The organism is Kineosporia sp. NBRC 101731, assembly GCF_030269305.1.
In the GTDB taxonomy this organism is placed as follows: Bacteria; Actinomycetota; Actinomycetes; order Actinomycetales; family Kineosporiaceae; genus Kineosporia.
The window spans coordinates 250,382-275,434 of record NZ_BSTC01000009.1; the positions used below are offsets into that span (position 1 = coordinate 250,382).

Consider the following 25,053-nt stretch of genomic DNA (forward strand, 5'->3'; position numbering starts at 1 on the left):
GAGCACCTCGAGCACACTGGACCGGTTCTCCGGGGGATCGGTGAGCGTGCCGATGCGTTACACCGGCCACACCGCTCCGGTCGACTGGCAGATCGTCGCGGTCTCCCGGATGTCCACGGCGAAAAACAGTTTTCGGCACAGCCATCAGTCCCACCGGCGGCGGGTCCGGGTGACCCGCGGCGTCACCTTCTTCTCGCCCGTGCCCGGCCGGTCACCGGTCGCCGGACCGATCGTCGACTCGACCGTCGGATCCGTCCTGCTGGCCGCCGACGAGCGGCAGAGTGCTCTTGACCGCCGGGTGCCCGAGTACCCGGTGCTGCCCCTGACCTCGGTGACGACGTCGTTGCTGCCCGTTCCCGGGGAGTCGTCCCTGACCTTGAACAACCCGGTTCTGGCCGAAGTCACCCGGCTGCTGCGCGAACACGCTCCCTGGTCTCTGGGGAGGTCGGCAGCGTTCGGGCTCTCCGGCACCACGGTGACAGCCGGGCTCGGCCGCATGCTGACCCCCGGTGTGCTGCTGAGCAACCTTCCGTTGCTGAGGGCCGGGGGAATGGAGTTCATCCTGGCGGGCGACGCTCTGCTGGGGGACCGGGTACTTCACCTGAGGCTACGAGCCGTTCGCGACCCCGAAGCCCGCGGGTATCAGCAGACACACGCGCACCCGGGCGCGACCGTGTCCAGCTACAACCGGGGCAGCGTGCGCCAGGGCACGGGCGAAGCCAGGTCGCGTAGCCTGACCCTGGGTTTCTCCACGGCGCAGACCTTCGACGGCCCGGCTCTGCCGACACTCTCCCGGGTTCAGCTGGTGACCGATCTCTCCACTACCAGGGTCCGCTCGGAACAGACGTCACGTTCCACCGGCGTCTACCGCTACGACGGTTTCGGGGTCACGGGTGACACCAGCTTTCTGGTGGGTGACCTGGAGATCCAGATCGAGCTGGTGGTGGCCTGGCGGCCTTCCCCGGCCCTGAACGCGCTGACGCTGACCGCCGCCCACACCCTGGCCCGACGCGGTCAGAGGATGACCGGTGACCAGCCCTCGGCGGTGGCCACCCGGATTCCACCGGCCAAGGTCAGGATTCGCGAGACGGTGGCAGTTCCCACCGCCCAGCTGCGCCCGTCGCCTCCCACCACGGACCGCACCGCGGTCGTGACGCCGGTGACCGATTCCCTGCCGGACGAGATCCTCTTCACCGCGCAGCAGATCCAGAACCAGGACGTGGTGCTGCGCCTGGATCCGGAGAAGCTCGGGCTGCTCCTGGACAGCTGGCACCGGTCGATCGCGAGTCACGGCGGGGATCACGCCGCCCTACAGGCCTGGGGCAACGCGGGCCGGGACGTCCTGCACATGCTGACCGACCCGGGTGTCCTGGAGAATCACCTGCTGCAGAACGGGACAGGTGGTCAGGCCTCGAACGTATTCCTGCAGCAAGAGATCCGGGCTGACCGTCAGTTGACCGGGCGACTGGCGGTGAGTTTCGGGCTCACCGCGCCCACCACTGCGGGAACCTTCGCCGATGCTTTCCTGCTCGGGGCGGCCGACACGATGCGGATGCGCGAGCACATGGGCAACAGCGGGGAGGGGAACGGCCAGAGCGGCAGTACCGGGTTCGGCGTGTGGGGCAACTTCAACGATCTCGCCCATATGCCGCCGGAGGGTTCGGACGAGCACCGGGTTCAGGTGCTGGCCCCGCCAGGGGCGACTCTGAGCAGCGACCGAAGTGTCCGGGCGGGGTCCGATCTGCGGACCTCCTCGGGTGTCGTCAGCAGCACCTTCAGCACGTTCTGGTACGGCCCGGTCTTCTTCGATGCCCAGGTCACCTTCACGTTCGTGGCCACCCGGCAGGGAACCGCGTTCGGGACCACCGATGTTCCACTCGTCAGGTCGTTCCGGGTGCGCAACCTCCTGCAGGCCCTCTACTCGCCGCAGATGGTGCTGGAACGCGCCGAGCTGGGGCAGCGGCTGCCGGTCCGGGTGCGATCGGGCTGGCTCCTGCCGGGACACGATCGTTCGCCGTCCCGGCTGAGCCGGGCCCAGCAGACGTCTGCGCTCGACGATCCCCGGATGACGATGGTTCAGCTCGACCTGACCCCAACAGCCGAGACCGTCGAGACAGCCGATGTGGGTGACCAGATGATCACCGCCTACGACGAGCAGCTGACACCCGCGCAGTTCGTCGCCCGCTACCTGGCGCCGATCGTGGACCATGACGATCGCACCGAGGTGATGGTGCTGATGCCCAGCAGCGATCACCTGACCGGCCTGACTCTGCGAGCTCTGGCCGGCTCCGCCGGTCTGCGAGAAGGGCTGACGCTGGTGGCGCCGGTCGGTCCGGGGGTGTGGGAGGCGATCCGTTCCGGCGGTGACGGGGGCCGCCGGTTCTACGGGACCTGGCCGCGCGTCGCTGAACAGTTGCCCGCCCTGCTCCAGGAGCCGGACTCACTGGAGAGCCTGTACCAGGGGGTGCTCGGCGAACACGTCGTCCCGACAGAGAACCTGAGGCCGGACCCGGTCGATGGCGAGGTGCCCCGGCGGTCTCTGCTCAAGGTGATGACCGGTCCCGACGGCGAGGTGATGACCGGGGACGCCACCGATCCCAGGGTCAGGCAGACCCTGGTGGAGGAGTTCTCACGGCGAGGCGCCGAACTCGAGGGCGTCCGGGTGGCGGTCTCCCATGTTTCGGACGAACTGGCCCTCGAACTGGTCGCTGCCTCGGGCGCTTCCTTCTTCTACACGCCCGACGCCGTGCTGCGATCCGCCGACGGGTCGTTCTACGTGTCCACCGTCGTGCCCGGCCCACAGGTCCAGGGGCAGCCTCGGCCCGATGCCAGGAGCGGGGCCGGTTCGCAGAGCCTGCGCGGCTGGATGACGGCGGCACCGGTGACCCAGCTGGATCCGCAGACCCAGCAACCGGTTGAGAGTTTGCCGGACGGGTCGGGTCTGCTGATCCATGAAGGGGTGCTGTCCCAGCCGGTGGCACCCTGGGAGGAGCATCTGGCCGGTTCTCCCTACTTCCGGGACGGGACCTCTACCCGGTGGCACCAGATCGACGGTTCCACCGGAACGGCCCGCTGGACCTACGTCTTCCGGGTTGCCTCGGGTGTTTTCGTCACTGACCGGCCCGAACTCGACCGACAGGTGCTGGCGGAACCCCCGCAGGACCAGCTGGTCGTCCACACCCGCTTCACCGATCCCGGGCGGGCGCTGAGCGAGGTCGAGGTGACGACGCGGCATCTGCAGCTGTCGACCGTCGAAGTAGTGCACCGGGACGTACCGGGCGACCGTGCTACGGCATATTTCGTCGAGCGTCACGGGCTCGAGGTCGCCGGCGAGTGGGAGTTCGCCCGCATCCCCGCTCCCGAGACGACCGCCGTGTCACCGGACGTGGTCGACCTCCTGGAGCGGCTGCGTCAGGAGGTCGAGCCGGTCCAGTTCCGCTTCGTGGAGCGCACCCGGTGGGATGCACCCTCACAGCCGGATGCCCCCGCGAGGCTCCGGCGGATCCTGGACACGGAAGGAGAGCTGACGGCGCGGGACCTCGATTTCGCCCGCCGGATCCGGGCCCTGCTGACGGCCGCCCGTCCCGCGGTCCGGGTCGTCGGCTCGCAGCTGCCGCCGGTTCCTGCTGACGAAAAGCTGCTCACAGAACTGAGAAAAGCCGTCGATCAGGCCGGGCCGGATCTCGAGGGAATCCTGAACCGCTGGTCCGAGGCATCAGCGATGCAGTCAGGGCCGATGCAGCCCCGCACGGCCATGCTCTTCGAGGCCCGGGAGTATCAGCTTCCGGCCGAGGACATCCTGATGACCGATCAGGCTCCCGGACGTACCGTCACGGTGCTCGAACTGACGCAGATCATCCGTGTCGTGGGGCGCGAGGGGGTGACCGGTCAGCAGATCCAGGAGATGACGGAGCAGGTCCAGCAGGAGTGGGACCGAGCGGTGAACAACACGCCGGTGGTCTCGTACGCCGGGGAGCTGGTCCAGGTCCGATACCGCTGGGAGGTGGCCGAGAGCCACGGCCTGGCTCACCGGACGCTCGAGGTCTACCCACCCGGTGCTGTCCGACGTGCCGATGTCTCACGGGTCGGCCTGGACAGCGGGCCCGGCGTCGTGATCCACGAGATCTTTCACGGATTCGGTGCGCCGGATCGCTACCTGGACCGCCGCCCCGTCGTCCCCGAAGACCCGGCCGCGCTGACCGGTGAGAATCCGGCCCGGTCGTGGAACGAGCGCACGCGACGTCTCGATGTTTTTCGTCGTGCGGACATTCAGGAGCACCGGCGCGAGGCGGGACCGGCCGGATTCATCCGGACGACCACGACCAGAATTCCCCTCGCGCGCGATGTCGCACCCACCTTGATGGGGCGTGTGCCGGCCCGGCCCCGGATCACCATGCGGGATGTCTTCACCAGCATCGCCCTGGTCCGTGAGGCGGGGGCCGAGCACGACGTCGAGCCGGTGCGTCAGCTCTGGTCCGACTACCGCAGGCTTCGCACCGACGCGCAGGATGCGGCTACGGTCGGGGGCAGCACACCGGAACAGATCTCCGAGGTCCTGAGCGGCCTGACGCAGTCGTGGGTCCAGCGCGCCGAGCGGACGATGCGGAGCCTGGAGCGGGAACACAGCGCGATCGAACGCAGTCTGACGGTCACCGACCGGGACGGAGCCGATCTGACGCACCCACGGGCCGTAGAGCTCTCGGGACTGATGCGATGGATCGACCGGCAGACCACGCGGGCCCGATCTCGTCCGCAAGCGTTCTGGCTGGCCGGAGCCGGCCAGGCCGAGGGGTTGGACGAAGGTGCGCACGAGGATGACCTGGATCGGCCGGATCAGGACACCGAAACACCCGCGCAGGCACCGGACCCCGACGACATCGACGGTACCGACGACACCGAGTCTGCGGCGCAGCCCCGGCACCGGCCCGGTGAACCGTGGATCACCTCTTCGGTCGCGACCTTCGGTAACGGGAGCTGGAGCCCGACGCGCTCGCTGGTCCACATCACACCGGTGCCGGACACGGTGGTGACGCAGTTGCAGGAAGCAGTCATCGACCGGATCGTCGGGCCCGGTGGGCAGGACGTCGTGCTGAGGCGGGAGGTCCAATCGGTCCTGACCGCAAGGCTGCTGAGTACCGCCTGGGAGGCTTTGCTCTCCACGTCCGGCTATGCCCTACCGGTGATGCACGAGGGGAGGCGTTACCCGGTGGCTCTGCGGTTGAGTCTTTCCCAGCCTCGGGTGGAGGTCGTGAATCCGGACGAGGCGCAGCCCACCCCGATGGTCGCGGTGCAGCGCTGGACCTTCAGCCAGCCCGAGAACGGCAGTACCGAGCGGACGTCGAACGTCCGCAGCGGTTCCGGCCGGGTCCCGTTCACCTTCGGGATCGGGTGGGGCTCTCTGCAGACGATGACTGTCTCCCCACAGCTGTCGGCGACGGTGAATCAGGTGTCGACCCAGGTGGACACCGGGATGAGCGTTCAGGCCTACTCCATCGAGCGCAGCCGGGAGCGTTCGTGGCGCTACTCGTTCACCATGCAGTGGCAGATGCAGCGACTGGACCGCGGCCTGGCCGACCTGGTTTCCGAGCAGCCGCAGCCCGCCGGTCTCTGGCGCACCGTGAATTCGACGACGGACGACCGCCTGGCGGTCTGGTTCCCGCACCACCTGGCCACCCACGAACCGGGTCAGACCAGAAAAGAGGAATTACCCCGTCTGGCGACGCTGAAACTGGCCCCCGTGATCGAGGCGGAGAATTTTCCGAATGCACAGGCGCTGCTGCGGGACGTGATCACGGCATTCGAGTTCGGTCCGGGTGATCTGTCCGACATCGCCTGGGAGGGCCTGCGGACATTCCTCGATGAAGGAACCCTGCGGAGCAATCTGCCACTGATGCTCTGGGGCAACACGGTCGCCAGCCCACTGCTCACCGATCGCTCCGGAACCGTAACCGGATACCTCCGGATGAGAGCGAGTTTCGCGGAGGAACTGGAGCCTGGCGGCGTCGCGATCGGTAACGGTGTACTGGAGTCGTACGTCGTGCGGTCCATGCGGGTCCAGCAGGTCACCACGACGCAGAATGCTCAGGGAATCGGTGTCAATCTTTCCCTCGGCTTCGGCAAACCTGACAAAGACCCCAGCTGGCAGATGTCTTTCGGAGCAGGAACAGCTCAGCGGCGCACTCACAACCTCTCGTCGGGGGGCAGCGCCCGGGTCGTGCGATCGTTGCGGGTGGCGAACCGGATCCCACGGGCATCGGCGCAGTTGCGCCTGGAGGTGCAACTGGTGCGCCCTGAGGGGATCCCCCAGAACCCTCCGGCGGACTCATCTCTGGCTACGTCGACCTATCCGGTCGTTCTGCTGGTCGCCGGAAAGGAGCATCTCGAGGAAGGACCCTCGGAGGCGACCGGGAACGAGGCAACGGAAGCGGCGGACCCGGGACGATTCCTGCCGCCGGAAATTCTGCACATGCGTAGCCTGGGCATGTCCACCACGCCGCTGGAGGTGGAGGGAGTCCAGGGGCTCTTCGACCGGGCGCAGGACCTACTGCGGGACAAGGGATTCCTGCCGGTACAGGAGCCCGGCCTCTTCACTGTGATGGGAAATTCCGTCACGGATCAGCACACGGTGCGAAACCTCATCGGCCCGGACGCCCTGGCCGCTGCGCGGCTGCAGAATCAGCGAACCTTCGACCAGGCGAGATCACGAGCGGCGCTACGCACGGCACTGGACGATGCGGTGTCCGGTGGACATCTGATGGTCTTCCAGATGCCGGGGCCTACTCATGTCCGCCGGATGACGCTCGATCTGCGGATCCGGCGTAGGTACGACGATCCGGCGGCTCCTCATCGGGGAACGTCGATGACGTACCTCCTGCCCAAGACCCAGACCCTGAACTTCGTCGGGTCCAGCGTCGCCGGCGAGGAGACGTTCTCGCAGGTGCCGCGCAACGTCAACAGCAGCTTTGGGGTCACGTCCGGGTCCAACGTCACTGTGCAGGCTCTGGAGTACAGCTACGGCCGGAGCGAGAGTCGCGCATCAGGGCTCGGAAATGGGCACGAATACTACCTTCTCAGTCCCACCTCACAGGGCAGCGCCGTGTTCACCGTGCCGGTGACGTACGGGATGAGCGTGGCCGAGACCTTCGGGAGCACGATCGAGTTACCGCCGGTGGACGGTGATATCACTCTGGCTGTGCCCGAATTCCGGCTGCTGGCAGCGCCCTCCGGCTCCACGGGGATGGATGATCCCAGGCCCCGCACGGTGACCGACCATGATGACACCGAGCTGAAAGCACTCTCCGGGCAGGAGCAAGATGCTGGGCCGGCGCCGGTCCCGGGGGAGACCGACAGCGTGGTGGTCGATGTCCCGGTCATGGACGACCCCGATTCCCCGGCCCTCATGACCCTTCAGCGCCTGGTCCTACCCGAGACTGCCATCGTCGACCGGATCGAGGGCGCCGGTCTGATCCAGAAGCTGGTCCTGGACGTATTGTCGACGAACGCTGCTGCGCAGCAGTCGGTACCGGATCGCGACGGCGGTGATGCAGAAGCGATGGATCGACAGGACTCGCCGGTCCCGTACGTGAGGATGGAGCAAGCGCCCGAGAACAGTGCGGTCATCTGGGCCCGGGCCAGGGCCCGTGATGTGTCGGAGGTCGGCCGGTGGTTGCGCGATGGTGCGATCGGCACCGACATGACCAGTCCGGAGTCGTTCGGTCATGAGGTGCTGCGCACTGCTCTGTCGACCGAGATGCTGCACGGCAACCTTTTCCGGATCTTGCGGGGCCGCTATGTGGTGGAGGGTGTGGCGACGGCCGGCTGGCTCGGAGGAACCGATGTCCAGATCGAGATCCAGGCATACCTGAGCGACGTGGAAGTCATGGAACGACCTCCGCTGATGGACGGCGAGCGCTGGCTCCAGTCAACGGTCTCGTCCACCCGGAGTACCAGCACCGGCCACGACGTCCGTACCGGTGTTTCGGTGAAGGGCGATCTCTCGGTTACTCATGATGACGAACGGAAGAAAGTTCTTTCGTCGGTCGGGATGTCCGGTCGCTACCTGGCCGGGCGCGGTGGGCAGCACAGCGAATCGTCGAGTGACACCAGCAGTGTGATGCGCGTGACCAGCGAGGACGATGTCCAGACGCATCGCTTCCGGGCTCAGGTGACGTACGTGGTGACGGTGCGTTCGGGCATCAACAACGCAGCGTTCTCCCAGTTGCCGCAACAGCTGGTGCGGCACCAGCAGGTCACGCAGTTGGCACTCGACCTCCCGAACGGTATCGAGTTCTACCTGGTCGACAACGATCTGCACCACTATCCCGAACTGTCGGTGCTGACCCGTCCCACGGTTCCGCCGGCTGACGAGGCTGACGAGGTTGAGCGGACGGGTATCAACCGGCCACGGTTACCCGCCTGGTACGTGTCGAGCGGTGGCGAGCTCGGGTACGGCACGGTCACCGAGGTTCATCAGGCCGGTGGCCGCAGCGCTTTCGAGAACGAGATTCTCGGCCGGGTCGAGTCGGTGGCACCGGGTAGCACGAAACCCGGAAGTGCCACGTATGTTCCGGGTCTGGCGACCCGGATCAATGAGCATGCCTCCTCGCTCGGTCTGCGCACACAGGTCAACCTGGGGCCCAGCGGTGTGCTCCGTTTCCACTTCGTCTACCGCGGCTGGAAGGGACCACAGCTGGTCGAGATCGCGCTGCGGGCACATCCGCGAAGTCCGGGCACTCTGTCCGGGATCAGTGGCCATCGGGTGAAGGTCGGCGGACTGGACAACGTCAACTCTCACATCAGTGGAAAGGGTTCCCGACTGGGTGCCCCCGGGGTGACGCGGACCAGCGACACCAGTTCCCGAAGTCATGAGCTGAGCCTGGGGCTGACCCGCGGATACCCGCAGGAAGACGTGACCTGGCCCGGGGCGATCACCGCGACCAGTCGCAGTGACATCACCCAGGCCCGGACCTCGTCCCGCGAGCAGCGGACCTGGCAGCGGAACCTGCACGACACCAGTGAGTTCCTGGTGCCGTACGACTTCGAGGTCACCGTTGAGTCCAGGCTCATGACCGAGATGCTGATACCGCTGCTGGTGCAGTGGGTGGCCACCGCCGTGGTGCGGAGCGGGCCGGAGCTGGCTGCGGCGGTCGGGCTCGCCGTCATCAATCTGGTCAGGGTCCTGCAGTTGGGTGCGCAGGCGGAGCAGCAGGGGCCGGCTGAGGGCAGGGCCGATCTCCGCGACTCCGGCAGCGGTGTGGTCCAGGCCCAGGTCGCGATCCGTTTCCACACCAAGGAGACCGAACCGGGCACTGATCCCCTCGCCGAGCACGGCATTCGGCCCGCGGTGCTGGAGAACGACCCGCGCATCGCCGCGTCGGTGCGGCCCGATGAGGTGTCGATCGATATAGAGGACGAGGTGGACGAGGGGGACGGGAACGGCGAGGCCGTCTCGCGGTCCTTGGTGCAGGAGGCGATCAACCGAGGCGAATGGACGCCTCGGCGCCCGGTGCAGGTGTACCGGCTCGACGGGATCGAGCAGCTGCAGGAGGCCCTGGTAGAGGTGGGAGCCGGCGGACTGAATCCCTCGCTACCGCCGACGAGTACATCCAGCGAGGGCATGTTCGTCCGGCTCAACCAGTTCATCGACGCCGGGGCGTTGGAGCTGGGCAGTGGTGGTGATGCGTTCCTCTCCGGTGGAAACGCTTCCGGTATCACGATCAGCCTCACCATCCATGGTGCTGAGGTAGATCGTCGCAGTAAGAACATCGGCATCGACCACATCGAGGTGAACAACGACGGATCGTTCGAGCAGACGGTCAGCCAGAACGGTGTGAACCTCGGATTCGCGCCCACTGTCGGGCTGGGGGATTCCACGAAGCTGGGTCTGTCGACTCCGGTGACCGGTGCGGTGACATCGCGGGGCAACCGGTCGGTGCTGAACAGCCAGCGCCGGGAAATTCTCCGGTTCGGAACCAGCACCGAGACGAATGCCGCTGCCACCTTCGGATACCTGGTCCGGGCGGTCGCGGTCCTGGAGATCAGGGGTGCCGGGAGGCAGCGCTGGGTGGTCAGCCCGATCCTGCTGCGCAGCACCGAGAAGCCCCCCGTGGAAACGGTGTCATCCACTCAGGGGCAGGAACCTGGGGATACCGAGGTAGGGCCTGCGTCAATGGCCCAGGAAACCCAGGAAACCCAGGAAACCCAGGAAACCCAGGAGGCCCAGGAAGTCTCGGAAGTTGAAGCGCCATCAACGATTCCGGAAACGTTCGAAGTATCTGATGTTTCAGAAGATTCCGATCTGGTGGAGCCCTCCGATGCCGGGTTCTCCCCGTCTCCGGCGTCTCCGGCGTCTTCGGGGTCGTCACCGGGCCCGCGGGAGCGGGACCCGAGGGACCCCCGGGACTGGACCCGTCGCAAGCAGCCCGACCGGCAGTGGGCCGACCCGGTGCTCTCCGAGGAAACGGCGGTGTTCCACCGGAGCTGGGAAGCGCTACTGCCGTCGCAGATCTGGGCCCTGGAGTCGGCCGGTCTGCGAGGTGCCGCACGACACGAGCAGATGAGGCAGCAGGCGATCGATCGGGTCGCCGAGCTGAATCGCGCATACGGCGCCGGCTATCCGCTCGCCCGGGCGGCTCAGATCGTGGCTCAGGCACATCATCACCTGCGGACCTGGCCGATCGGGCAGGTCTACCCCTCGTCCACGGAGGCGCCCGGTGCCCTCGACACCATGGACTATTTCCTCAAAACGCTGACCCGGGAAGAATACTTCCCGACGTCCTGGCAGCGCCGTCCAGCGGATGGGGATCCGGCGGCCAACCGGGCTCAGGGGGTGGCGGAACAAGGCATGGGTTACGGGCAGGCTATGGTCCGGCGTTCCCCGGAGCAGTCGGAGGAAGACCATCACGACTCGTTCCTGGCGAAGCAGCCCGATCAGATGCCCACCTATGCTGTCCTCCTGCCGCGACCGGCCGGGCGCACGTCGGTGGTGTCCGGGCCGGGAATTGTTGTGACGATGGACGAGTCAGTTCGCGAGAGAGCGACGTTCACGCCCCTACCGAGCCGGGACTCTCTCGACGGATACACCGATCAGGAGCGTCTGTACAGTCTGATCGCCCTGGGCCCACCCGACCAGGTGCGCTACTTGCTGGGAGAGGCCACCGATTTCCGGTACGACCAAAAGCTTCACCAGGAAATCGATCTGGCCGATCCGTCGGCTCCGCCGGCGGCCTTCGAGGCCCAGATCCACGGCCCGCTCGGCTGGCACCAGGTGAGCGAGATCGTCATCGCCTGGGGGCCCGGTGATGAGGGGCAGACGGCGTTGAGCCAGGAAGACGCGGTGAAGTTCCAGCGTGACCTGCGCCGGTTCGCGCGGAGCAGGTCGCACGCCTTCACCGTCGAGATCGTGCGGGTGGCTCCGGACGGGCCGTCGGTTCCGCCCCTCTCACCCGGCCGGCAACACCGTCATGGTCTCCTGAGCGATGCGCCGGCTGATCCGTCGGCACCCCTCGACCCGCATCAGGGACGGCCGGCCAGGAATGCCCGCTCCTGGTCCGACAGCGAGGAGGAGACCAAGGACGCCGAGATCTGGTCCGATGAGGAGTCCGAGGCGTCCGAGGATTCTCAGGAGACGCTCACCCCGGAGCCGGACCTGGAGATGACGGGCGAGTTCTCGCTGTCTGCCCTCCCTGGTCCGGACGGGCGGACGCAACAGACGCTGGTCTGGGTGGACCGTCAAGATCGGCCCATCGTCGTCGACGCCCGCGACCCCGCGGTGGCCGATCGGCTGACACTTTTCGCCGACCAGCGGCGCTCGGTGGGGGAGAGCCTCGACCAGGTGGTCATTCTCGCGGCCGGGGTGAGCCCGGACCTGGCCCGGCGCCTGGCCGGCACCGAGGGCGCGCAGGTCTGGTTCACCTCGGGCAACATCACCACGTTCGATGCGACCGGTGCACCGGCGTACCTGTCGGCCCCCTGGGCCCGGACGGCGCCGGCTCCCGGCTGGCGCTCGTCCGACGACACCACGCCGCCCGGGACCCGACCGGAGCGTCTGTTCGTGCTGCCGGAACCGGCCTGGGCGACCGACGTCCGCGACCTCGTCGGATCCTTGGCCGGTCGTACCCCGTTCCTGCTCCTGCACCAGCTGGACGCCGCCTTCGCGGTTGCCGTCCACCTCCATGAGGTCCCCTCGGGAATCGTGCTGTCGGACCGGCCGGGCGCGCATCGTCAGTACACCGACCGCGCGCCGGGCGCCCGGCCGGTGGTCCACCTCGCGTTCACCGCAGCGAACCTGCACCTGGCCGCGCGCCATCGGATCACCTCCGCGTTCGCGCAGAGGGGCCTGACCCCGGAGATTCTGAGTCACCGTCCGGGGCTGGAGACTGCGGGAGACGACGAGCACACGGTCTGGCCGGACCTGGCACCCGGGCCGCTCATCGTGGCCACCGGAACAGCGAGGGCTCCGGTGAGCAACGAGTTCGGTGAGGTTCCCGAGGATCACCGGGTGCACCTGGCCGACAACCTGCAGAAGTACCGGCGGAGTCTGCACGGCTCCGACCTGGCGGGGGCCCGGTTGGTGATGTCCCGGACGCCTTCCTCCTTCGCCGCGAACCTGGCGGCAGCCATCGGCACGCCGATCTGGTTCACCCGCGACCAGATCATGGCCGACACCGATCTGAACTCGCTGTACTTCGTCTCCACCCAGCTGGCCGACCCGGCGGCCGGATGGGTCCGGGCGCAACCCGGTATCGATCCGGATACGCCGGCCGGCACCGGATCCAGCCGGTACCTGAGTTACCCGATCACCGATCCTGAGCGACGTCTGGGTGCTCTGCCGTCCGCGGTCGACCATCTGGAGTCGGCGCTGCGGATCCGCGAGCCGCGCAGTGCTCTGCTCCGTACGATGAGGGTCTTCCGGATTGCTGCCGGCTGGCTGGTCAGCGAGCGGCCACGCCTGAACCGCAGTGCCTCTCTGATCGCCCCGGAGCACGAACAGCTGGTCGTGCTCTACGACATCGACGACGACGATCTGGCCGCGGTGGCCCAGACGGCGATGCGAGAGCGGTGGGAGACGCTGTTCACCGGGCGTCCGTCCCGTACCCGCGACCGGGACGGCGAGGCACTACCGGGAGCCGTCCTGCCCGTCGACCACCGACGGCTTCGGACGGCTGGATCCGATCCGGTATTCACCTATGAACCGTCGTCGTTCGTGGTGGACATGACCCGGCCCCGATGGCGCACCGCGGCCCCGTTCATCCGCACGCCGCTGTCACCGGAAGTGCTGGTGCCGATCGAGCTGGCCCGGGCCCGGACACCCGCCCGGCAGTTTGCCGCCGGCACGTACGACCCTCGTCAGGGGCGCCGCAGCGATGCTGTCGCGGCTGACACAGCAGCGATTCTGGACGGTCGGTCGGTACATCAGCTGACCCGGGCCCAACGAGACCTGGCCCGGCAGATGCTGGGTCTGATCGAGCAGATGGCGCGACCGATCGCGGGCCGGGCCCTCTCCGACGCCGACGTGCTGGCCTCGCTGCAGGTCGCGCTGGGACCGGTCGGCCTGGCCCGGATCATCGATCAACTGATCGCGGACAGCGGTCAGTTTCCGGAGCATGCTCTCGCCGGGCTCTCGCTGACGGAAGCCGGGTACGAGGAGCCGTCGGACGGGGCCGCGATCAGCACGGTCTCGCCGAGCGGGGCCCGGGTCTGGGCCGACCGGCTGGCCGCCCTGGTGACACGGGATCGTCGCCTGCACAACGGGCCGATCGATCCGCTGGCCCCCATGCCCTTCGAGTTCCGGACGTTCGCTCTGGACACCGGTACATCGGTGGTCGAGCTGAACCAGCAGGTGTACTTCGATCTCGACGACGGGGCGGACCACGAGGCGCTGAACTCGACGCTCGATGCTGTCGGCCGACGCTGGGACGACGCCCTGAACGACGCTCCGCCTCTTGAGGTGGAGGGCCACCGATACCACCTGCGCTACCGCTGGGAACGCGTGGACGAACCGTTCGGGGCCCACCACATCATGAGGGTGCGGGGAGCCGGTGACCCGATTGACCGGGAGCACACGTTCGTCATCAACGACTCCACCGAGGCGGGCGTGCTCCTGCACGAGATCGCCCACGGATTCGCTCTGGAGGACCGCTACGAGGAGGGCTCCTCGGCGGTGCTGCGAGGAACGGTCCGGTACACCCCACGTCGGCAACGCCCGAGCACGTTCCTCGACCTGGCGCCGAGCCTGATGGGCGGGCAACAAGGGGAACATGAGCTGGGAGACCGCATCACGATGCGCGATCAGCTGAGGAACCTGCTGATGGTGCTCGGGAAGGTCCCCTCCGACAGCGGCTGGCTGCAGGAAGTGATGGACAGCCGGGCCGAGGTGGTGAACCGCCTGAGAGATACGGATCTGCCGGACGAGGATCGCGCACAGGAGTGGCAACGTCACCACACGGTGCTGGAGAGGGTACGCACGGAACAGGTGGCGATCCGCGACCAGGCGCGGCAGGACCTGCGCTGGGAAGTGGTCACCGGTGCGCAGGACCGGCTCGCCTGGCTGGCCGCCCGGCAGAGCGACGTCGCCCGGCACCGGGACGCGTTCGGGAGGCTCCTCGTGCGTGATTCCGGACGATCCGGTCACCGGGTGGCCGAATGGGTCGACGCGGCGTTCGGCCGGCAGCCCGACATCCAGCCGACCGGTTCCGTGACCGACCGGGTCGGTCGAGAACTCGGTCGGGAACTGGGGAGCACCGACCTGACGGCGGACGAGCCCCTGGTCCTGATGATGTCGGGGTTCTCGGAACAACTGGCCCGGCAGACAACCACCAGCCACGGGGCTGCGTTCTTCTTCACCCCGGATCGGGTGAGGTTCTCCGGAGCTGACCACGGGGAGATCTACTACGCGGTGCCGGCCACGGCCCACTGGCCGGCCCTGGGCTGGCGCAGCATCGCCCCGGACCGCTACGACGGTGCTGTTCAGGGCCGCGAGCATCAGCTCTCCTGGCCGGCCCCGCCCTGGGACCAGCAGTTGGCCGACGTGTCTGGCGTACCGGTGGGGGAGTTCCGTCGTCGCCCGCTGGGAGGCGTACAGAATCAGCCGGCCGTGGTGACGTACGAGTACCGGGTGGCGTCCGGGCTCGTGGTGTCGGACCAGGCGCGGGTCACGACCACTCTTGAACAGGCCCCTGGATCGGTCCCGCTCATCCACACCGATATCGCCGCTCCGGACTGGGCGGCGCTCGCCGCGGACAGCCTCGTCGATCGACTCGGCGCTGCCGGTCTGGCGACCGAGCGCGGCCAGGACCCGCACGAGGTGGCTGGACCGCGTCCGCCCGAACTGGCCTGGGCCGGGGCGGACGGAGAATTCGTCATCGCCGACGCCGGGGACCCAGGGGTGGCCGAGCGCCTCGTGGCCTTCTTCACCCTGCACGGGGAACGGCTGAACCAGGCGGTGCTGCGGGTGTCTCACGTCTCGTCCGAGCTCGCCGCCCAACTGGTGGAAGCCTCGCGGGTGCCGTTCTGGTTCACCCCGGACCAGATTCATCAGGCCGATGACGGCGCCTGGCTCGTGGTCGATTCCGTGCCGGCCGGCGGCTGGCGCCGGATCGAGCCGGATCTGGCCGGGCCGGGTGCACCGGTGGCCGGCCTGCCGTTGAGTCAGTGGTCCGCACCGACCACCCGGCCGGTGACCACCGGGCCGTTCGACGGCCTGACCCTGGAACCGGGCGTGGGCTGGGACCTGGCTCATGTGCGGTTGCGCTCGTGGAACGTGATTCCGGTGCGGTGGTCAGGCCGGACCACGCGTTGGGTGGCCTGGGTCAACGGTTACGGTCAGGTGATGGTTCTGGACGGCACCCAGCCCGGCGTCATGACGGAGCTGTTCGGCGCTCTCACCCAGATCGGCCCGGAGGCGAACGGTTCGCTGCTGCTGATCTCCCGGGTCGAAGAGACGGTGGCGGTCGGTATGGCCACGATGTACGGACTCTCGTTCCAGTTCACCAGTGATGAGATCAGAGTCGTGCAGGAGGATCAGCACCCGACCCGTTTCTTCGTCCGGCCGCAGTGGGGTCTGGACGCTCCGGCACCCTCCGGGGGCTGGTTGCGCACCGTGGTGGTCGACGAGGAAACGGTGACCGTCGAACCGGTGAGTGCTCTCTCTCACCCCTCTCCGGGCCGGCTGGACGAGATCCTCGCCGGCGGGGCGTTCCACCAGGGGTTCCCCACGCGGTGGCAGGACAACGGGACCGGCCCGACGTTCTACCTCACTCTCACCCCCGCCGGACTGTTCGTGACCGACAGGATCGAGCCCGACCCGACCGTCATGGCGGACGAGCCGGGTGACCGGATCCGGGTGGTGACCAGGTTCCAGGATCTTTCGGTGGGCCCCGCGATGCTGCCGCGCATCCTGCGTGACCTGGGGATGGAGCCCGACAGCCTGATCTTTGAGACGCTGGACGACGACCGTGCCGCGCTCTCCGACGACTCGTCAGATCAGGACGACGCAGACTCGATGTCGGACGACGACTCGTCTGATCAGAGTGATGACAGTTCGGAGGTCGAGATCTCCGATGTGGAGGAGAGGGTCTGGTGACGGTCGGTGGCCTCGTCCCGCGGTCGTGATCATGCTGATGTTGACGCCGGCTTTACTCAAGCAAAAGGTTCAGCCGTCGCCCCGGCTCCGCTTTTCGGCTTTCGTCAGAAGTTTTCGGAAATCTGACTTAGCCGGGCAACTTTCGGGCCCGGCGGCCCGTCTGAGTCGTCGACAGGAACCCGCAGGCAGCGGGGGCCGGACGGCGACGAAGGGCTGGACCACAACGATGAAGCGACGGGGCAAGCGCGTACTGGGTGTTGGCGGCGCGGCTGCTATTGCAGTGGCTGCGGGCGCGACCGTGGCGGTCGTCAACCTGCAGGGCGCCACCGCGGCGGAGCCCAGTGGCGCGACCGGCTTCGCGGCGCAGAACGGCGGCACCACCGGTGGAGCGGGCGGCACCACGGTAAAGGCCACCACGGGCACGCAGATTCACGAGGCTCTGTGTGGCCGCGCCAGCACCAGCACGCCGATCACCATTCAGGTGGCGGGCACGATCACCGTCGCCAACACGGCGAAGGTCTCGGGCAGTGGCTGCAGCACGGCGGCCGGTGTGATCGAGCTGAAAGAGATCAGCAACGTCACTCTCGTCGGTGTCGGCAGCAGCGCGGTGTTCGACCAGATCGGTATCCACATCCGTGGTTCCAAGAACATCATCCTGCAGAACCTGCACGTGAAGAACGTGAAGAAGTCCGGCTCCCCGACCTCCAACGGTGGTGACGCGGTCAGCATGGAGTCCACCGTGTCCAACGTCTGGGCCGACCACCTCACCCTCGAGGCTTCCGGTGGTGAAGACGAGGGCTACGACGGCCTTTTCGACATGAAGGCCGGAACCAAGTACGTGACGCTGTCTTACAGCATCCTGAAGAACTCCGGCCGGGGTGGCCTGGTGGGTTCGAGTGACACGGACACGGGCAACGGCCCGATCACGTATCACCACAACTACTACCAGAACATCGATTCCCGCGCACCGCTGCTGCGCGCCGCCACCGCACACATCTACAACAACTACTACGAGGGCCTGGCGAAGTCGGGTATCAACCCCCGTAACGGTGGCAAGGCGCTCGTCCAGAACAACTACTTCAAGGACTCGACGAACGTTCTGGGCACGTTCTACACCAACCTCGGGGGCACGTGGCAGGCCTCGGGCAACGTGCTCGACAACGTCAGCTGGACCGCGGCCGACAGCGAGAACAAGCCGGCCGGCGCCTCGATGGCGTCCACCGGCACCGTCACCGTGCCCTACACGGCGACCCTCGACGCCGGTTCCTGCGTTCCCGCGGTGGTCAAGGCCACCGCCGGTGCCGGCACCGGCCTGAAGGTCTCGGACGGCACCTGCACGCCGACCAGCGTGCCCACCACCAGCGCCGCGGGCTCCACCACCCCGCCGGTCACCAGCACCACGCCCCCGGTGACCAGCACCACGCCGCCGGTCACCGCCACGACCGCCCCGACGGGCACCAACCTCTCGATCGGTGCGGGCGCCGACGGCAGCAGCAAGGCCTCGGGCTCGAGCTTCGGCAACGTCATCGACGGCAAGACGAGCACCTACTGGTCGCCCAGCGGCAGCACCGGTGACGTCTCGGTGAAGTGGTCGAGCGCCAAGACCGTCGGCTCGATCGTGATCAAGGAAGCCTCGGGCAGCAAGATCACCTCGTGGAAGCTGATCGACGAGACCAGCGGCAAGACGATCTCCACGGGCACGGCCGCGGGCACCAAGGCCTTCACCCCGATCTCGACCAAGAAGCTGACCTTCGAGATCGTCTCCTCCTCGAGCACCCCGAAGATCACGGAGTTCGAGACCTACGCCAAGTGATCTGAACTACTGAACGGCCCCTCGAAGGGGCCGGCGTAGAACGCAGGAAGCCCCGGGCCGGCATGGTCCGGGGCTTCCGCTGCTCGGCCCTGAGCCGGGGGTGGTCAGGAGTGGTCCTCGGAGTGGGATATGCTCATGGAGCTTCCTGAGCAGGGCAACCAATCAGGGGCGGGGCTGTAGCGCAGCTGGTAGCGCACCTCCATGGCATGGAGGGGGTCAGGGGTTCGAATCCCCTCAGCTCCACCAGAGGAGCCTTATTCGAACTTGTGTCGTGCTCCATGCGACCAGCGGAGAAGGCAGCAGAGGGACCGTAGATGAAGGTCCCTCTGTCTCGTTTGGGGGACTTTTTCTCGGGCTCGGGGTGGTGGGCAGCGGTCATGAGGTCGTGGACGGGCTCGGTGTAGCTCTGTCCGGCGATGGTGACGTTGGGGTCTTCGGGGTCGAGGTCGATGAGGGTCGCTTCGGCGCTGTCCGGCGACCTCAGGTGGTGTAGTCGGCGTTGATCCGGATGTAGCCGTCCGTCAGGTCGCACCCGTAGACGGTGAACGATCCGTCCCCGATGCCGTCGATCTCCAGGCGGATCACCCCGGGCACGCGCCGCGCCAGATCGACTCCCTCGAAACCCACCAGTGTTCCACTGGTGGAGGTGAAGATCTCGCGGGCCGCAGCGCCGCGGACCGCCGCCACCCGGCCCGGCCTCAAGGTGGAAGGCAGATCACAGTGCGGGCGGATCGCCTCCTGCATCAGGTTCACGCCGGTCGAGACACTGACCAGACTGGTGATCGGGCTGCCGCAGATCCGCGGGTTCACCTCGATCACCTTCGGCCCCTCGCCGGTCAGGCGCAGCTCCACGTGCCGAACCCAAGATTGTGCCCGACGGCCTCCAGCGCCTGCAGGGCAACCAGACCCAAGATGCCACCGGGGCGCACGCCCAGCCGGCCAGCGTCTGCACGGCACTGCTCTCAGCTACACATCCAGCCCGAGTATCGCGCTCCGTGGTCGCGGGGAATGGCCGCATCGTGCGCCTGGCTGCCACCGAAGACCGCCGACTGGCAGGCCATTCGGGGGTTTACTGGCCCGCCGACGCCGACCCAAGCTGGAAACTCGCGTTGACCGCAACCTGATTGAGGGACTGGCTACCCGCCGATCCCTCGAGACCCGGTGCGTGATCCAGAATGCCTTCCTGGCAGTGGGTTTAGACCGGAAGACGGTCTGGCCACACGCTGCCAAGCCGGTGGACCGGACGGAACCGCCACGTATACGCCGACTCCAGTACCTCCTTGCGGCCCGTCCCTCAGGTCATCGGTTCGTCCCGACCTACTGGTTCTCACATTTGACTGACGGCGACGGCAAAGACCGCCCTTCCGGCACCCTTCAGCTGCCCCGAGGCGGAGCCGTTGAAGAAGGCGTCTGCTGAGACGTGGAACTGGCCGTCCCATGGCCAAGGTTCGCTGCGCATCTGCTCGGGCGACGGATCTGGGAGGGGAAACTGGGGTCACAGCAACCACTCGCTGATGGCTGGCTCCCAGACCTTGGTTCGCGCCTCGCCGGTCATGGCCGGCTCCAGGAACGTCGCCACGAGTTCGCAGGCGGAGTCGAAATTCTGGTGGTTGCTGCACCGAGGGGTTCTCCTGGCCAGAGGCAGATAGGTAGCCCGCCAGGGATCCGGGATGATTAGCTGGTCCTTGTGCGGCAGCTCGCGGTGCGCCCTTTCCGCTTTGATCGCAACGTAAAGGTCTTCTCCCAGGACTTTTTGGGTTCGTGCGAAGACGACGAGGTCGACCAAGTCACGGACCCGGCTGGACGTATTGCCGGAGCCGTAGATCGCCTCGGTCGCGCACAACTTGTCAGCAACATGATCGACAACCGGGTAGAGATGCAGCGTCGGGGGTACCAGGCCGCTGATCTGAAGAGGGGTTTCGGCGACGCGTAGTTCTGGAGAGGCGGTCATGAGCGATCCCGCGACCTGATCGACACCGAAACTATCGCGGCGCGCGACGCCACAGAACGCAGTGATCTGGACGCGGGAACCTGTCACATGGGGTTGCTGGGTGGCGCCGCCGCCCGACTGAATGGGTCCAATAGCGAAGCGAAAATGATCAGACAGGTCCAGCGCACAAGCTCGTCGAAGTGCTGCCAGCGCCTCGTCGATGTCGCCGAGACGGCGCAAGAGGTCGACGTCCTTGCTGTGCCGCGCATCGTTGACCCGGGCGAGCACTGCGGTGCCGCCCTTCAGTACCCAGGGTTCGTGGGGGTCGGCGAAGACACGGGCGAGAAAACGGTCATAGACGAAGCGTCGCATCAGTTCTTGTGACGGGATGCTGGTCGCCCTCGACGTGGATTTGGCCTTGTCAGTGACGGCACGCCACATTGCCGCGCCATCTCGGTAGGCCGTCGGGCTCATGGGGCCTCCTTCTTCGCGACGGTCTGCATGGCTTGTGCAGCCGAAGCCAAGGCTTCGCGCATACCTGCTGAGTCGTAGATTCGTTGCGTCTGGGCGACTGCGGCCAGGGCCGTTCGCACCCCCGAGAGATCGATGCGCGCGACAGGAAAGCTGATCTGTCTGACCATCTCGAGTGTGTGAGCAAGTTCGTCGTTGGTGATCGTCGAATCCTTGATGACCTGAGCCAGTTGCGTGAGGGCGGCAAGTGTTTCCGGCGAACTGGACAGCAGATCGAGGGCCTGGAGCTCGGGTCGGCCTGATGCCCTGACGACCAGCTCTCGGCCGAGCTCGCTGTCGAGTAGTTGCCGCTCTAGATCGGCGGGGCTCATCCCCGCCAGGTCGAGCAGCAGGAGAAGAAGCGCTGAACCGTCGCGAACGTGGTGGCGGCGAGCCGCAGGGGCCAGGGCCGTTTCAAGGCTCGGACCGTCAGTCAGGTTCTGACGTAGGGAGTCGGCGATGATAGCCGCGACGTGCTCCAGCTCATGGCCGATGAGGAGGAGGTCGGCGACTGTACGGGCTGCCGTTGTCACGGGCAGGCCGTTCGAGATGGTGATCTCTTCCGGTTTCAGTGTGCCTCGGCGGACGCGGAGCCCTGCTCGTCTGGTCTGGTGACGATGGGGGACCGTGAACTCGTGCTCATCAGCGATCAGGTCGCCCACGCCTAGTAGCTGGGCCGCGCTTGCATGGGAGACGACGCCCGCAGCGGTGAGGTCCGTGAGACGGGCTTCGGCTGTTGCCTCGGGTGCGAGTGCGAGCCAGGCAGCACGCAGGTCCAGATATTGATCGGCCTGAACCCCGGGCGTGGCATAGACGCCGTGTATCACCCGGTCGAGCAGCCCGACCTTGACCATTCGTGTCAGTTGCATGCGGGCAATGCCGGCCTGCGATGCCTGGGCGGCGGTGATCAGGCCCCACTGGCTGGCAGCCAGTGAAGCAACTTCGACGGCAGCCATCACACTCATGCTGCAAATGTAACACTCAGATGGATACTTTTGCAGGTCGCATCCGGAGTTCTGTTACTTATGCAGAACGACGATCACGTTGGAGGCTGCCTGCGCGTCTGGTGGGGTGGATGGCCTTGCTGGAGGAGGAGCAGGCTCAAGGGACGAAGGCGGTGCTGTCTGGCCAAGCCCACTCATGGTGACCCGGTCAATGTCCGTTTGGCGCCCATATCAGCTGCTAGAGCTCGTTCGCCGAGGCCCAGGTATGACGTGGTGGTGGAGCTGAAGAGAAGGGTCGAGAACCGCAAGTCGGTCCAGCCCTGTTCGTCCGCTGTGCGCCAGAAGTCGACGATCAGCGCCGCATCGCTGCCCGCCAGCCGATCGAGAGAAAACCCCCGAATGCGCGCACCGAAGCACTCGAGGAGGGAGAACTTGCCGGTCCCGTTGCATCTGTCGTGGCGTTGGGCACGGGTGAGCTGAACCAGGGTGAGAGGGCCCGGCTGGGCATCACCGCGGCAGCCTTCGTCACCGCCGTGTGCTTGCTTCCGCTGCAGCAGCTGGTGCAGGAGGGCGCCTGCTCGACCGTGAGCGCACTCTCTCGCCGGCGACGAGGCGGATGTTCGTCCACCAGGTCCGGGACGACCCAGCAGATGATCTCGCTGAACACCGCCGGCTCCGAGGTGGCCGTGATCATTCTGGGTCGCTCCTGGGAGCCCTTGCGCCAGCGCCTCGAGCCCGGCCGCCGGGAAAGGGAAAATCGATCGCGTTCGGCTCCGCCGGCGAGGACGATACAGCCATGTCTGGTGCACCTGAAGGATTCACCCATCGCATCCGCAAGAACGGGGACGTCGAGGTGCTCCACCACGGCCGCTCTGCGGCTGTACTTCGCGGCACCGCCGTGGCCCGCTTCTTGACCGACGTGGACAGCGACGATCCGCAGGAGTTGATGGCGCGCATCACCGGGAACTACAAACACGGCAACGAGCGGACCGCTCAGCAACATCCCCGCAACCGGCGCTGATAACACGCTGCTGGGCACGCCGGTGCTGGTTCCGGATGCCTTCTGCCAACCAGTCTTCCGGTTCGTCATCGGTGTGATCGAAGGGACCGTGAGAGGTTTCCGGACAGTCCCGATCCTGGACGTCCGGGAAGGCCCTCTGGCCGGGGCAAAGCTACTGGCCGGGCCGACATTGTCGGCCCGGCCATTTTCTCTGGGGGCGTTCGTAGCGCGTGGTGTTCTGTGTGCGCCGGTCCCGGCTCCGTGAAGCGGTGGATTCGTGGATCGGCTGGGTCAGAAGGTGACGACCTTGCCTCCGAAAGTGGTGACCAGCGTGCCGTTAGAGGCGAACGACCAGGCCAGCGCACCGCTGTAGGAAGCACAGCGCGATCCGTTGGTGCCGGTCCAGAACTGGTTCGTGCTGTCGACGGTGCCGACGGTCTTGTCGTTGGAACCGTCCACGGTGAACCGGCACGAGGTGTTGCTGCGGAAGGTGGAGGTGCCTTCGTCGAATGAGAAGTTGCGCTCGGCGTTGTCGATGCTGAGGTTGCTGGTGATCGTCATCGAGCCGGGGTTGCTGTTGTAGGTGAAGCCGTGGTGTCCGTTGTGGTAGGCAATGTTGCGCCGGATGATGTGGTTGACCTGGATGTCCTCGCCGCCGAGCTTGAAGCCGTTGCGGTCCCCGGCCGTGTTCACGGTCCCGTCGGTGAGGGTGCCGTTGTTGTAGGCCAGTGAGTCTTCGATCGTCACCGGGCCGATCGCGCCGGTGTCGGTCTTGGTGTAGAGGTCCCAGCCGTCGTCGATGTTGTTGTGCGAGACGTCGTACCGGAAGACGTTGCCGGTGCCCACGGTGAGCTTGGCGGCGAAGCCGTCGGCGTCTTCACCGTCGGAGTCGGCGTTGTCGTGCGACTCGGAGCTGAGCACCTGGTTGTTGGCCGGCCAGGCCGAACTGGCAGTGGTGGAGGAAATGCGGGAGATCTGCAGGCCGCTGTCGTGGTTGAAGCTGGTGACGATGCGCTCGATGATGTTGTTGCTGCCACCGACGAAGATGCCGTTGTCTCCGGCACGGGTGACCTGGATGCCGTAGACGTGCCAGTAGTTGCCGTTCAGGGCGAGGCCGCGGTTGGCGTCAGCCTCGGCCATGGCCGAGAAGTTCAGCACCGGAGTCTCACCGGGGTAGGCCGAGAGCGTCTTGTAGGCGCTGGCAGTGCCGTTGTTGCCCGCCGCGATGGTCTGCGTCGTGGACAGCGAGTAGGTGCCACCGCGCAGGTAGATCGTCCCCCCGGCGGCGACCCGGGTGACCGCCGAGGCGAGGGTGGTCGGCGCCGAGATCGTGCCGGCCGCGCCGGCGGTGCCGCTCGGCGACACGTAGAGCGCGCCGTTGCTCGGCGCACTGGTGGTCGTCGGGGTGACGGGCACCGTCGTCGTCGGCACCGTGCCCGGCGTCGTCGGGGTGACCGGCGTCGTGGTGGGTGGCGTGGTCGTGCCGGTGCTCACCGTGACGTCGTCGAAGCCGGCGGACGCGTAACCGGTCTGCAGGCCGATCCGGCCGGTGGCCGACACCGAACTCGTGCCCGAACCCACCCTCGTGCCGTCGATGGTGCCGGTGATCGTCGTCCCCGAGACCGTGAGGCCGAGCGTGTACCAGGTGCCGGTGGAGACCGTCCGGCTCGAGGACGCCAGCACGGTGACGTTGCCGCTGTTCACGGACTGCAACTGCACCTGCCCGGAAAGCAGCGCGAGGCGGTAGAAAGTGGTCGAGCTGCTCGACCGCGAGAGCAGACCGACGAAGCCGCCGGAGCCGAACGAGAGCGGCTTGACCCTCGCGGTGGCGGTGTAGTCGGTCCATGAGGTGTCACCGGCGAACTCGCGGGCGTTCTCGCTGCTCGCGTTGGTCTGGCGCAGCGTCTGCGAGCCGTCGCTGACGAGTGACCAGGTGCCGCCCGACTTGGACCAGGCGCTCGTGCTGCCCGACTCGAAATCGGCAGTGAACACAGTGGCCGCCTGGGCGTTGCTGCTGGTGATGGCGATCCCGGCGGCGATCAGCATGACCAGTCCGCCGGCGCCGGCGAGCCGGCGCAGCCCTCGGGCGCGTGGTGAGTGTGACATCAGGGTGTCTCTCCTTCTTCTCGCGAGGGATGGGGCTGAGGTTCGGGACGGGGCAGCAATGGGCGGCCCTTGCGGAAAGGCCGCCCATGGCCCGGAAAACAGCGCGTCCTCGGGGACGGTCAGGACACGATGCCGGCCGTACCCGTGGCCTCACCCTGGAGCCCGAAA

General features: G+C 67.0%; 7 protein-coding genes, 1 tRNA gene and 1 pseudogene (1 of these 9 running past the window's edge). 4 read left to right on the plus strand and 5 right to left on the minus strand.

Features of this window, described 5'->3' with window-relative positions; translation table 11 throughout:
• From QSK05_RS24025 to QSK05_RS24035, 3 genes are all read left to right on the plus strand, one after another.
• Positions 1 to 16,582, plus strand: the 3' portion of a protein-coding gene (locus tag QSK05_RS24025) for a WXG100-like domain-containing protein (protein WP_285599561.1). Its footprint begins 12,626 nt before the window's first position; 16,582 of the gene's 29,208 nt are visible here — the last part of the coding sequence; the start codon falls outside the window, past its left edge; the stop codon is at positions 16,580 to 16,582.
• A gap of 226 nt (positions 16,583 to 16,808) precedes the next feature.
• A complete protein-coding gene (locus QSK05_RS24030) occupies positions 16,809 to 18,395 on the plus strand; it encodes a pectate lyase family protein (RefSeq protein ID WP_285599562.1) in 1,587 nt (528 codons plus the stop codon).
• Positions 18,396 to 18,565: 170 nt separating this feature from the next.
• Positions 18,566 to 18,641 (plus strand) — tRNA-Ala (locus QSK05_RS24035).
• A 234-nt stretch (positions 18,642 to 18,875) separates the two neighbouring features.
• On the opposite strand, the pseudogene QSK05_RS36455 reads toward QSK05_RS24035, so the two are convergent.
• The 4 genes and pseudogenes from QSK05_RS36455 to QSK05_RS24055 form a co-directional block, all read right to left on the minus strand.
• A pseudogene (locus QSK05_RS36455) lies at positions 18,876 to 18,959 on the minus strand (bifunctional ornithine acetyltransferase/N-acetylglutamate synthase); the annotation flags it as partial.
• A gap of 931 nt (positions 18,960 to 19,890) precedes the next feature.
• The gene (locus QSK05_RS24045; protein ID WP_285599564.1) at positions 19,891 to 20,799 is read right to left on the minus strand and encodes a nucleotidyl transferase AbiEii/AbiGii toxin family protein; all 909 of its coding nucleotides are present in this window, start codon (positions 20,797 to 20,799) and stop codon (positions 19,891 to 19,893) included.
• Positions 20,796 to 21,800 (minus strand): type IV toxin-antitoxin system AbiEi family antitoxin domain-containing protein, encoded by a 1,005-nt coding sequence (locus tag QSK05_RS24050; protein ID WP_285599565.1) that lies wholly within the window; start codon positions 21,798 to 21,800, stop codon positions 20,796 to 20,798. The genes QSK05_RS24045 and QSK05_RS24050 overlap by 4 nt, the downstream gene beginning before the upstream one ends.
• 331 nt (positions 21,801 to 22,131) lie before the next feature.
• Positions 22,132 to 22,473: a hypothetical protein gene (locus QSK05_RS24055; RefSeq protein WP_285599566.1), complete on the minus strand. Its 342-nt coding sequence runs from the start codon at positions 22,471 to 22,473 to the stop codon at positions 22,132 to 22,134.
• Between the two features lie 102 nt (positions 22,474 to 22,575).
• On the opposite strand from QSK05_RS24055, the gene QSK05_RS24060 reads away from it, so the two are divergent.
• A complete protein-coding gene (locus QSK05_RS24060) occupies positions 22,576 to 22,800 on the plus strand; it encodes a hypothetical protein (RefSeq protein ID WP_285599567.1) in 225 nt (74 codons plus the stop codon).
• 270 nt (positions 22,801 to 23,070) lie between these two features.
• Here QSK05_RS24060 and QSK05_RS24065 read toward each other — a convergent pair whose 3' ends face one another.
• The gene (locus QSK05_RS24065; RefSeq protein ID WP_285599568.1) at positions 23,071 to 24,885 is read right to left on the minus strand and encodes a right-handed parallel beta-helix repeat-containing protein; all 1,815 of its coding nucleotides are present in this window, start codon (positions 24,883 to 24,885) and stop codon (positions 23,071 to 23,073) included.
• Between the last annotated feature and the right edge of the window lie 168 nt (positions 24,886 to 25,053).

Coding starts and splice junctions, on each gene's coding strand:
- QSK05_RS24050 (WP_285599565.1), bottom strand. CDS start 21,800: ATGAGTGTGATGGCTGCCGTCGAAGTTGCTTCACTGGCTGCCAGCCAG.
- QSK05_RS24060 (WP_285599567.1), top strand. CDS start 22,576: ATGTCTGGTGCACCTGAAGGATTCACCCATCGCATCCGCAAGAACGGG.
- QSK05_RS24045 (WP_285599564.1), bottom strand. CDS start 20,799: ATGAGCCCGACGGCCTACCGAGATGGCGCGGCAATGTGGCGTGCCGTC.
- QSK05_RS24055 (WP_285599566.1), bottom strand. CDS start 22,473: ATGATCACGGCCACCTCGGAGCCGGCGGTGTTCAGCGAGATCATCTGC.
- QSK05_RS24065 (WP_285599568.1), bottom strand. CDS start 24,885: ATGTCACACTCACCACGCGCCCGAGGGCTGCGCCGGCTCGCCGGCGCC.
- QSK05_RS24030 (WP_285599562.1), top strand. CDS start 16,809: ATGAAGCGACGGGGCAAGCGCGTACTGGGTGTTGGCGGCGCGGCTGCT.